The 10,182-nt window shown below is 66.2% G+C and carries 10 protein-coding genes; 1 reads left to right on the forward strand and 9 read right to left on the reverse strand.

Annotated elements, in window-relative coordinates; translation table 11 throughout:
- Positions 1 to 384 precede the first annotated feature (384 nt).
- The 9 genes from ACFPN9_RS24225 to ACFPN9_RS24265 form a co-directional block, all read right to left on the reverse strand.
- Positions 385 to 1,230 carry a hypothetical protein gene (locus ACFPN9_RS24225; RefSeq protein WP_377817778.1) on the reverse strand — a complete coding sequence of 282 codons (846 nt, stop codon included), beginning with the start codon at positions 1,228 to 1,230 and terminating at the stop codon, positions 385 to 387.
- A 5-nt stretch (positions 1,231 to 1,235) separates the two neighbouring features.
- Positions 1,236 to 2,492, reverse strand: coding sequence for an AAA family ATPase (locus ACFPN9_RS24230; RefSeq protein ID WP_377817779.1), 1,257 nt, complete (start codon positions 2,490 to 2,492; stop codon positions 1,236 to 1,238).
- Between the two features lie 8 nt (positions 2,493 to 2,500).
- Positions 2,501 to 3,439, reverse strand: coding sequence for a hypothetical protein (locus ACFPN9_RS24235; protein WP_377817780.1), 939 nt, complete (start codon positions 3,437 to 3,439; stop codon positions 2,501 to 2,503).
- A 121-nt stretch (positions 3,440 to 3,560) separates the two neighbouring features.
- Entirely contained in the window at positions 3,561 to 4,499 is a 939-nt protein-coding gene (locus tag ACFPN9_RS24240; protein ID WP_377817781.1) for a hypothetical protein, read from the reverse strand.
- A gap of 131 nt (positions 4,500 to 4,630) precedes the next feature.
- The gene (locus ACFPN9_RS24245; protein WP_377817782.1) at positions 4,631 to 5,629 is read right to left on the reverse strand and encodes a hypothetical protein; all 999 of its coding nucleotides are present in this window, start codon (positions 5,627 to 5,629) and stop codon (positions 4,631 to 4,633) included.
- Positions 5,630 to 5,750: 121 nt separating this feature from the next.
- On the reverse strand, positions 5,751 to 6,749 hold the full coding sequence (locus ACFPN9_RS24250) for a hypothetical protein (RefSeq protein ID WP_377817783.1): 999 nt from the start codon (positions 6,747 to 6,749) through the stop codon (positions 5,751 to 5,753).
- Between the two features lie 117 nt (positions 6,750 to 6,866).
- Positions 6,867 to 8,273, reverse strand: a complete 1,407-nt coding sequence (locus tag ACFPN9_RS24255) for an exonuclease domain-containing protein (RefSeq protein WP_377817784.1) — start codon at positions 8,271 to 8,273, stop codon at positions 6,867 to 6,869.
- A gap of 12 nt (positions 8,274 to 8,285) precedes the next feature.
- Positions 8,286 to 8,744, reverse strand: a complete 459-nt coding sequence (locus ACFPN9_RS24260) for a hypothetical protein (RefSeq protein WP_377817785.1) — start codon at positions 8,742 to 8,744, stop codon at positions 8,286 to 8,288.
- Positions 8,745 to 9,202: 458 nt separating this feature from the next.
- Positions 9,203 to 9,568 (reverse strand): hypothetical protein, encoded by a 366-nt coding sequence (locus ACFPN9_RS24265; RefSeq protein WP_377817786.1) that lies wholly within the window; start codon positions 9,566 to 9,568, stop codon positions 9,203 to 9,205.
- A gap of 85 nt (positions 9,569 to 9,653) precedes the next feature.
- Here ACFPN9_RS24265 and ACFPN9_RS24270 point away from each other — a divergent pair, with 85 nt between their 5' ends.
- On the forward strand, positions 9,654 to 10,169 hold the full coding sequence (locus ACFPN9_RS24270; RefSeq protein WP_377817787.1) for a hypothetical protein: 516 nt from the start codon (positions 9,654 to 9,656) through the stop codon (positions 10,167 to 10,169).
- The last annotated feature ends 13 nt before the right edge of the window (positions 10,170 to 10,182 follow it).

Raw genomic sequence — 10,182 nt, forward strand, 5'->3', positions numbered from 1 at the left:
CGGGGATCTCTCGGTTCAGGGTTGGCGTTCACAACCCAAACCTAACCGGCAATCGCCGGTGACCACCGTCAGCTACACCACGCTATGGGACACGACCAGGCGTTGCGCAGTTCCGGGCGCACTACCTGCGGGCGCATTCTGGCTGGCCCCTTCTCGCAATCCACTCACCACGCCCCGGCATGCCCTGCGGCTGACGGTGGCGGAACCTTCGACGACGCATGACTACGTGGAACGCAGCTTTATACCCCGTCGTTTTGGAAGGTTGCCTTCCTTCCTATGACTCCACGAAACATTTCGGAGGAGAAAGGCTCCCCTCCGAATCGATCTGCGATGATACGGAACGTAGCACGAACGCCGACTTTCACGAAGCCGCCGTCCGGGTTGTCAGGCGCGGCGTCGGTATCCTTGGTTAACGGCCACCCAACCCCAGTTGGGACGATCGAGAGCAGCGTCGCGGACGACGAAGTCGTGGACGATGCGCTCGACGATGGTGAGTAGGCGCCCGCCGTCAAGGCGAGGCTTGAAGATGTAGAGTTCATCAGCCCGGCTGATGCGATCGCCCTCGCCGGTGTTGTAGCCGGTGAGGCGCATGGCCTCGCGCGGATCGAGATCGAGATCGGCGCAGTGCCTGCGGCCGGCGGGAGACGAGATCCAGCGGCCCAGGGCGGCAGGGCTCAGCCGCTCATGCAGCTCCTTCTCGAAGGCGATGAGCGACAGCCCCCTCGGAAGGACGACGCGTATGACGCGCGGGCGAGCCTCGACGGGCGCGCCCGGCATCGGCTTGCGCGAGGGATGGATGAGGACGAGGCGCCAGTTGTCGTAGCCCGGATCGCAGGCGAGGCCCGCCTCGGCCTCGTACATGCCGGCGTAGCGCTCGAGGTTGATGTCCTCGATCCGGGCGAGCGCGTTCTCGGACGCCGTCGCGGAAATCTTGAACAGCGGCAGCGCAAAGCGCCGCGCCAGGCCATGGAGGCCGGTAGGCTGATCCGGCGCCTTCAGCGTGTCGCCAGAGCCGGCGACATAGACATAGGCGACATGACCGGCCTGGTAAGCCTCGGAGAACTCGATATCGAGGAAGGCGACCGCGGGAAGCGGCGCGAGATTTTTGCCGCCGATGGCGGGCCAGCGCGTCTCGACATAGTGCGTTACGGCGGCCGTGCTGCCCTCCTCACGGATGCGGCGAGGCGTCACCGAAATGGCGTGCCCCTCACTGTTCGTCATATTCGTCATGATTTTCATTCCTGTCGTCTCGGGCTTCCCGGGGGCATTCCCGTTCTCACCCTCGCTTCACCCCCTTTCTCCCTTGCGGCCGGCCGGATGAACCCGATCGGCCTCCTCGCGCTTTCCTTCCCGCCAAGCAGGACGTGCTCTGCACCGCGGATGTCAGCGGCGACGAGATGTCGCCGCCCCTCCTCGCAGGCGAAGCCCATCGCGATGTCCCAGAGCCGCGACAGGCTGCGCGGAGTGTGGCCGGCGCAGCCCTGGAACAGCGCCGTCTCGGGCTCGGCGAAGGTACAGCCGACCCGCAGGTTCGCCTCGTGGAAGATGCTCCTCTGGATGGCGAGCATCTCGTCCTCCTTCAGCGCGACCTGGAAGACGATCAGGCGGTCGATGATGCTGTCCGGCAGCGGATCGAGGCTGTTGGCCGTCGCGAACCAGAAGATGTGGTCAGCGCGCATGGGAAGATCGACGAACTCGTCGACGAAGCAGGCGGCGTTCTCTCGCTCAAGGATGCTATGCAGGACATTGATCGGTGTCTCGCTCGGGTTAATCGGCGAGGCTTTTTCGATTTCGTCGATGACGATCAACGGGCAGGCATGGCTGCCCTCGATCAGGAGCTTTGCGACCTTTCCCGGGCCCGACGCCTTCCAGACCGGAGCCAAGCCCGAGAAGGCGGAACCGCGATCCGTCATCAGGTTCATGGCGATGACATTCGAGGGCACGCCGAGCGCCTCGGCGAGCTTGCGGGCGTAAAAGGTTTTTCCGGTTCCCGGCGGTCCGACCACCACGGCCGGGTCGAGCCGCAGCGGGGTGCCGGTGGTCGAGCCGAGTTTAGCTGCCCTGACGATCCAGGCCGTGACCTCCGAGAACTGCGGACAGATCGTATCGAGGCCGGCGATCCGAGCGATCATCGCCTCGTCGGGAATGACGAGCTTGCGCCAGGGACCGCGCTCATCCGCCTGCATCCGGTTCCAGAGCCTGATCTGGCGCGCCTGCGCCGCGTCCTCGTCGTTGCTGGCCTCGGCAGGATCGCCGACAAAGCCGTCTCCATGGCCGAGACGACGGGCCAGCCGGTCGGCATCGTAGATCTCGATCGCCGGGCCGACGGGCTCGGACGCAGCCTGATCGGGCTCCTCCTGTATCTCAACCTCCCCGCCATCGGGACGTTGCCGGCGCAGATGATCGATCAGCACGCGGTTCTCGTGGTAGCTCCAGCTCTGAGCGAATTTAGCCTCGGCGTCTTCGGAGGTGTTGGGCGTCACGCTGTTCATCACCGACCTCACAGCGCGACGCCACTGATGTGGGTCACGAAGGGCGGCCCCTGGCGGGCGATGCGGCGCCCGACGCCGAGCGCGATTTCGACCAGCGCCCGCATCGAATGGGGATCGGCGGCACGTTCGGAGATAAGCCGCTCCACCGCCATCTTCGCGATCAGGTCGTTGGAGCTGCGTGCCGGCCACAACCCGACCCGGCAGAGTTTTGCATAAGCGAGGATCAGCGCGCCGCGCCGGGCCGCATACCAGGACGGTGCGGGCTCCTCGGGTTCCGACCAGGCCTCGATCGAAGCGAACAGCGCCCGGGATTCCTCCAGCAGCGTGACGAGATCGGGCGCCGCCGCGAACCAGGCCTCCAACGCAAATGCGTCCTCCAGATGGTAGGTCCTGGGGCCGGTCCCGTTCTCCTGCCGCGCCGGCAGGACCTCCCCACGGAAGCGCCGCGCCGCCATTTCCATGCCGACCGGGACGCGGGCGCCGGTCGCGAGCCGCAGGCCGCCCGGGCGCACGGTTGCCCGCAGCGCGCGAGTCATCAACTCCGGTGCATGGACACCGCTGCCAGCGCCATATTGCCGGGCGCGCTCCTTCGCCAGCATGGCCTGCGCGAAGTCGTCCTCTGGCGATCCCGAGGGCACGAGCAGCATCGCGATCTCACCGGCATGGGCGAGGATAGCGAGTGCATTGCCGGTAATCACCCGATCCTCGAGCGCAGAGGGATCGACCTCGGCGAGCGCGAGGAAGCGCTCGTATTCCCGCGCGTGCCCCAGTGCCCGGCCGCGCAGGTCGAGGAGCGATGGCAGCCGTTCGAGCAGCGCGGCATTGCGCTCCATCTCATCTGGAATCTCCGGCAGAAGAGCGTCGAGGGCAGCGAGTTCGTCGAGCACGGGCACCGTGCTGGTGGAGAAGGCGAGATCGCGCAGGGATGAGGTGATGATGTCGGTCATGCTCTGATGTGTCCTGAGGGTCGGCCTGTCCGCCCTTCCGGCTCCCCGCCTCGCCATGACGAAAGGCGCGTCTACGAAGACGCGCCTTCCCGTTTCCGATCGGAATGTCGCGACGCAGTGGTCAGCCGTGCTCATCGATATTGAGGAACCGCGAGCTCTGGCCGGAGACCGTCTCGCCCTGGCCGAAGGCGATCTCCCAAAGTGCGCCGAGATGGCCCGGATCGCCGTTTCGGGAGCGAACGAGATCACGCGCGGCGATCTTGGCCGCGACCTCGGTCTCGCTCCGCGCCGGCCACAGCGCGACACGCAGCAGGCGGGCATGGGCCAGGATCAGCCCACCCTCGATCGCGTCGATGGTCAGAGCATCCGGCTCGGCGACGGCGCGCAGACCGTCGACCAGCGCCAGCACTCGCCTGGCGCCGTCGAGCAGGCCGGCGAGATCGGGCGCGGCGGCGAACCAGGCCTTCAGGCTTTCGGCCTGCTCCAGGGGATGGACGCTTGGAACGCCCCGCTCGGTCGGTTTCGGCTGCAGCGCCCCGACCCGGCGCGCCATCGTCTCGATCATCTCGCGGATTGCGTCGGCGCCCGCCGGCAAGGTCAGGTGGGCTTGTCGGCGCGGGAGTTCCCCGACCGCGCGGCGCGCCAGTGCGATCTCCTCGCCATCGCCATGGCGGCGGGCGTGGCGCAATAGGTTGCGGCCGAACTGCTCGCGCGCCCAGGCGTCGTCCGCGGAGCGCGCCGGCAGCAGGAGGAGTGTCAGGTTAGAGGCGTTGCATAAAACGGTCAGGGCATTGGCGGCATCGATCCAGGTCTCGACCTCACCGGGTTCGCGCGCGATCAGCCCGATCAGCCGGCGAACCTGCTCGGTATGGGCCTGGCCGCGGCCGCGCAGCGTCATGAGGCTCGGCAGCTGGTGGCGGAAGAGCGCGAGGGCTTCGACCTCGGTCGGCGCCTCGGGGACGAGGCGCTCCAGGGCGGCGAGATCGTCAATGACGGGATGCACGATCGCGTCGAGGGCGATAGTGCTGAGCAACTCCTCGCAGCGGGTGGTGGTCTTCATGGTGTTTCCTTCGAGTCATTTGGGGTGACCTGCTCTCGGCAGTCGCTTTCCCTCACTCTCGCGGAATCGAAAAAAAGCAGCGCCGGTGTCGGCGCTGCCTCCTGTCTTGATGGTCTTCGGCACCTCGTCTGTCAGACGAGCTCGCTCCAGTCGAAGATCAGGTCGTCGCGGGCGTCGACCGGCAGCGACCGGATCCAGGCGGCGTCAGCCGTGACGTGCCGGATCGCGGCCAACATGTGCACGGGGTCGCCGATTTCGCTCCTCAGGTTGACCAGCGCGACGATCTCCTTCTTGAGCGCCAGCGCTGCCCGGTTGTGCACCGGCCTGATCATGACCTGCGCCGCTGTGAGATAGGCGGCGATGCGGGCCCCCTCGGCCGCGACCATCAGCTCGCCAGCATTATCCGGCCCGCGCTGCGCCAGCATGATCAGCCGGTCGCAGGTCTCGAACATCTTGCGCGCACGCTTCACGAGATGATCGAGATTGGGCGCCGCCTTGGCAAAGCCGACCCAGCTGGCGACCTGGGTGTGGGCGAAAGCGGGCGGCCCCCCACGCAGCTCCAGCCCCTCCGTCAGGTTCCAGCGCTCGAGCGGCCAGGTCGACAGCCCGCGCTGATCGGCCCGCGGCCCGGTCGGAGCCGGGGGCAACATCAGGTCGGGCACGGCAAACGCCGCCCGCTTCCAGCGGATACGGCGCGCCAGCGTCGCGTCCATCATCGAGACGTACGTCTTGTCATAACGATGGTGCAGCGCGCCGGTCTGCTCGGCCAGCGCCAGCTTGGCCTCGGCGCTATCAAGGTCGTCGGCTGGCCAGATCGCGGTGAGCGCGACCAGGCTGAGGCTCATGATCTGCAGGCCGGCGCAGGCGCGTTCGGAGACGTCGTGCTCCAGTCCGTCAAACAACCCGAGCCGGAACTCCTCGCTCTGCAGGCTCTTTGCCGTGCGCGCCGCGCTCTTAAGGTCGATCGGCTGGCGGCGGAAGGCCGCGAGCTCCTGGACGCTCGGATCATCACTGTGGGCGACCTCCATCGCGACCGCGATCGGGTCGCGCAACACCTTGTCGTGGTGCTCGTCCACCGGGCTACCGGCGTGCGGGGCGAGCGAGCGCCCGCCCTGGTCATTCTTGCTCATGTAAATCTCTTTTCCTGTGGGTCGCGACCATCTGGCCGCAATTCCCCGCTGTTCCCGGAATCGAAAAAGGCGCCCCGCTCGGGACGCCTCCATCGGTTCGCTCCATTCATCCGATCGGCTGTCAGACGATCGGAATCCAATCGGGATCGAGCTCGAGTGTCGCCCCGAGCCGGAAGCTTTTCGCGATCCAGTTGGCCTCGCTGACGAGATGTCGGATGGCCGCCTGCCGATGCAGAGGATCAAACCGGCAGGCGCGATCGTTGATCAGCGCGACCAGCCTGAGCTTGGCTTCGGCATCGGGCGAATGCCGCATCGCCGGCCAGATCGCGGCTCGCGCCGCTGCCAGATAGGCGAGGATGCGCGCGCCCTCCGCAGCCCGGCGGATCGGCGTGCTACCCTGCCCGTCGCGATTGGCGATCATCGTGAGGCGATCCGCGATGGCGATCATCGCGCTGAAGCGATCCACCAGCGTGGTCAGGTCGGGATAGGCCTCGACGAAGGCGCCCCACCGGGCGATCCCGTGGCCGCCCAGCGTCGCCGAGCCCCCGGCCAACGGCACCGCGTCGACGAGATCGAAGCGCGACAGCGGCCAGGCTGCCAACCCCCGGTCGAACGGCGCCGGCACGGCCGGGCCAGGAGGCACGACGAGCGCGCCGACGTCGAAGGCGGCGCGATGCAGCCTCATGCGAGACGCGTTCTCGGCCGAGAGCATCGGCGCCACCTCATAGTCGGTGTCGCCATAGTGCGGCTGCGTCTCCCGGGCGAGCGCCCGCTTGGCGTCAGCATCTTCGATCGTGTCGGTCGGCCAGATCGCCACGATCGCCGCGCAGCTCAAGCCGACGATCTGCAGCCCGACCTGCGCCATGCGATCCTCCTTGGTCTGTTCGAGGCCAAAAGGCAGCCGCTGCGCCTCGTCGATGCAGCGCTTGGCCTCGCGCGCGACGATATTGAGAGCGGGCGCGTGGTCGCGCACCGCGATCAGCTCGGCAAGCGAGGGATCGTTGCCGATGCCACCGGTCGTCTCGTCGAGCGGGTCCCGGATCGGCCCAGGCGGGCGGTCGCCGCCTTCGTCACCGGTCGCAATCTCCATGATGCTCCGGTCCTGATCATTGTTCGTCATGCTGGTCTTATCCTGTGGGTCACAGCCCCATCGGCTGCGCTTCCCCTTCCGCCCTCAGGAATCGACGAACGCGCCGTCGCCGGCGCCTTCGTCGTCATCCATAGGTGCCTGTTCGGTTCAGGCCGCGAGCTGGAAGAACTGGGTCTGCTTGTTGAGCCAGCGCTCGATCGCATCGAGATGCCCATGCCGGGCGGCGTCACTCGCAGGAAGCGTCTGGCGCAGGGTCGCGACCTCGGCGAGCGCCTTCGGCAGGGTCAGCCAAGGCACGTCAGCCTGCGTCGTCAGCCGGTCTCGCAGCCAGGCCTGCCCCTTTTGCCAGCCCGTCGGCGACAGCGATTGCGGCGCCTCCAACAGCGTCAGCCGGTTGGCAAAGGCTTTCAGCCGCTCGTCGCTGAACCCGGCCGAGATCGCAGTGCGCTCAGCCCAGAGCGAAGCATGCCAGCGCGCGCAGGCGCGGGCATCCTCGTTCGACAGGAAGCCGCCGCCATACAGCGTCGCCTCGGGATAGGGCGAGGGTTCGCGCTCAGTGAAGCGGTTGGCCAGTGCAGCGGCGAGGTTGGTGCGGAAGCCGGTATGTTCACGGATCTGTGCTGCCCGCTCGTTGTAGAGCGCGAGATTGCGCTGGTCTGGCTGCAGGGCGTGGCAGCCCTGCTCATAGGCGACCAGGATCGGCTGGGCGTTGGTCTTGACCGTTCGGATCGGTCGCACGCCGCGCTGCAAGAAGAGCCCGACGATCGCCTCGACGGCCAGGTCGAGATAACCAGCCGGATCGACCGTCAGGTCGACCGTGGCCCACGAGGTCGCGACCGTCGGATTCGGCGTCACGCCTACCATCGGGGTCAGCCGGGAGAGGCCGCCCAGCAGCATGACCTCTCCGCTGGCGAGCATCCGGTTGGCCACGCCCTTGTCGGTCAGGCCGAGCATGGTCGCGACGGTCGTCGGCGCAACCTCGCGCAGGTGCCGGAACAGGGCCAGCGTCGCCTTGGTGTCGGCGAGCGCGTCATGCGCCTCGGCCTCCGACAAGGCGATGCCGTTGGAGCGACAGACATCGCCGAGCTTGAAGCTCGGCTTCTCCGTCGCGCCCAGCGGTACGGTGATCGCCGCCGGCTCCAGCATCGCCACCGCCCGCACCATCGTCAGCAGGTCGGCACGGCGGTGGCCATTCACCTGTGTCGCATAGGGCGGCAGGAGATGGGTGAAGAAGGCATGCCTGAGCACCTCCTCGTCGAACCGGATCGTATTGTAGCCGATCACGGTCGCCGGCGCCCATGACGCCAGCGCCTTGGCGATGATGCCGAGCATCTCGGTCGACGACAGCGGCGACTGCTCGAGCTGCTCCGGCCGGATGCCGGTGGTCAGCAACGCAGCCGGCGCCGGTACGATATGCGCCGGCAGGCGGCAGCGCAGCGAGAGCTCGCCCAGAGGCACGAGGTTCTGGTCGGTATGGATTAAGGCCGCCTGCAGCGGCACGTTCCATTGCGGTTCGAGACCACTGGTCTCGAGGTCGTAGATCACAAAGGACATCGGTTCAGGTCCTCAGTGCCGGCTGCCGGTGCCGGGCGACATCGGCACCTTGCTCAGGGTGACGCCGAGTTCGCGTGCATCCTGCTGCATCGCAGCCTCCACCATCACAGCGGTCCGCGTGCGGCGGATCTCGTCCTCGTCGAAGATCATGGCCTCGTAGACCACCACCTTGCGCTCCAAATGCGCAATGTCACGTGCCGGCGCCTCCGCCAGCGCGAAAGCATAGAAGCGCGCATGCGCCCGCGCGCCTTCCGCCATCTGCAGGGCGGTCAGGCCGCCATGCTCCGGAAACGACCGCTCCGGCTGCTGCTCCAGCAGCAGAGCATGCGCCATCGCCTCCTGCCACAGCCAGAAGAACCTCCCTGGCTGATCCGTCGTCATCCGGTAGCTGCGCTGGTAGCGCGACAGATGCGGGGCCGTCGGGCGCGCCTCATCCCGGGCAGCTTCTCCTGCCTCATTCTCAATCGTCATCGACAATCCGCTCCGGTTCGTATCGCCCGGAACGGCTCGTCCGCCTCGGTTCACGGGGGTTCCCGAAAATGGGTTCCGATCATTTCAGCTCAATCAAATCCTCCCATACGCGTGAGAATGCGCAATCATGGCCCAGTCCTGACGCTCGGAAGGTCTGGTTCGGGGCTGCCTAACATTGCAATGCAGCGGCAATATCGACACTAGCGCACGGACTTCAACACCGCCCGGCCTCAGTCTCAGCTGGGATGGCAGACGCCGAAGGTGTATGCTTCAATCTTCGCCCCCGTCGGCCCTGGCGCCGTGTTATGCTACAAGCACATCGCCAGAGCACGTCGCTGAAGCTGCCCGAACGGGCGACCCGCCGGAAACGAACTTTAGCGCTGGACAAAAACTGGGGGCAACGTCGACCCCCGCGGCCCTCAACGGCGAGGACGTTGCCAGAAGGTTGCTCCACCACATCAGTCCGAGAAGAGCGTTATCGACGGATGCATGAGCCCGATGATCTTGGCTCTGTGCTCTGCGTGAAGGCAAAGCGGACAAACAATAGGATCAAGTCGCAGTCCGGTGCCTTTCTCCTGTTCGGACACGAGGCTTTGCTTCCAGTGTGGGGCAACGAGGGCATAGCGGTGTCGCGCGTGAGGATCATGGATAAGGGCAGGATCCTTGCCCAGCTCGATGCAATCAACATTAATGCCGCCCCGGTTTATCCGAGCATCGAACAGACCGCGGTCCACCTCCGAGATCGCCACCTCGTGCGGCCGGCTGTATAGCTCAAAGCGCAGCTGGTTTTGCTGCACCGTGGGCGCCTCGCAGCGCCAGCGCATGCTGCAAACATCGGGTGGCCGGCCCAGGTAAGAGCGTTGCAGAATCCTAAGGTGCGGCCTCAAATGCCGAATCAAACGGGGTGGAATGATGACTCACCGATTTCCCGACGTAGTGGTGTTGTTGCCGGGGCTCATCGGGTCTGGTTTGGCCAAAGACGGAAAGCCCATTTGGGGAACCTCTCCCGGCGCGCTTTGGAGTGTCGTCGCAGGCGGTGCCCTAAAACAACTCATGCTGACGGGAGCGGACAACGGTGACGACGATATCGGGGACGGCATCGTTGCCACGGGCCTGATCTCCAACCCCGAACTCATCCCAGGCTTGTGGAAGCAAGGAGGTTACACACGCCTGTCCCAAAGTATTGTCGAATCGCTCGACCTCGCCCGGAACGAGAACTTCTTCGAATTCCCGTATGATTGGCGGCGCGATAACCGGGTGTCCGCCAGAAAGCTCGCGCGTCTGGCGGAAACCTGGCTCGCTCGTTGGCGGGAGAAGAGCGGGAACAAAGAAGCGAAGCTGGACACCCGCAAGAACCCTCCGATTTCTGGCGCTCTGATGGGTTCGGTGCAATGTCTGCCTGATGATCGGCTTCGGGCTGCCTGAGGGCCGGCGCTTT

The organism is Allobosea massiliensis (assembly GCF_042655245.1).
GTDB classification, from domain to species: Bacteria; Pseudomonadota; Alphaproteobacteria; order Rhizobiales; family Beijerinckiaceae; genus Allobosea; species Allobosea massiliensis.

Coding starts and splice junctions, on each gene's coding strand:
- ACFPN9_RS24225 (WP_377817778.1), bottom strand. CDS start 1,230: ATGACGAATATGACGAACAGTGAGGGGCACGCCATTTCGGTGACGCCT.
- ACFPN9_RS24240 (WP_377817781.1), bottom strand. CDS start 4,499: ATGAAGACCACCACCCGCTGCGAGGAGTTGCTCAGCACTATCGCCCTC.
- ACFPN9_RS24245 (WP_377817782.1), bottom strand. CDS start 5,629: ATGAGCAAGAATGACCAGGGCGGGCGCTCGCTCGCCCCGCACGCCGGT.
- ACFPN9_RS24260 (WP_377817785.1), bottom strand. CDS start 8,744: ATGACGATTGAGAATGAGGCAGGAGAAGCTGCCCGGGATGAGGCGCGC.
- ACFPN9_RS24265 (WP_377817786.1), bottom strand. CDS start 9,568: ATGCGCTGGCGCTGCGAGGCGCCCACGGTGCAGCAAAACCAGCTGCGC.
- ACFPN9_RS24250 (WP_377817783.1), bottom strand. CDS start 6,749: ATGACGAACAATGATCAGGACCGGAGCATCATGGAGATTGCGACCGGT.
- ACFPN9_RS24270 (WP_377817787.1), top strand. CDS start 9,654: ATGATGACTCACCGATTTCCCGACGTAGTGGTGTTGTTGCCGGGGCTC.
- ACFPN9_RS24235 (WP_377817780.1), bottom strand. CDS start 3,439: ATGACCGACATCATCACCTCATCCCTGCGCGATCTCGCCTTCTCCACC.
- ACFPN9_RS24255 (WP_377817784.1), bottom strand. CDS start 8,273: ATGTCCTTTGTGATCTACGACCTCGAGACCAGTGGTCTCGAACCGCAA.
- ACFPN9_RS24230 (WP_377817779.1), bottom strand. CDS start 2,492: ATGAACAGCGTGACGCCCAACACCTCCGAAGACGCCGAGGCTAAATTC.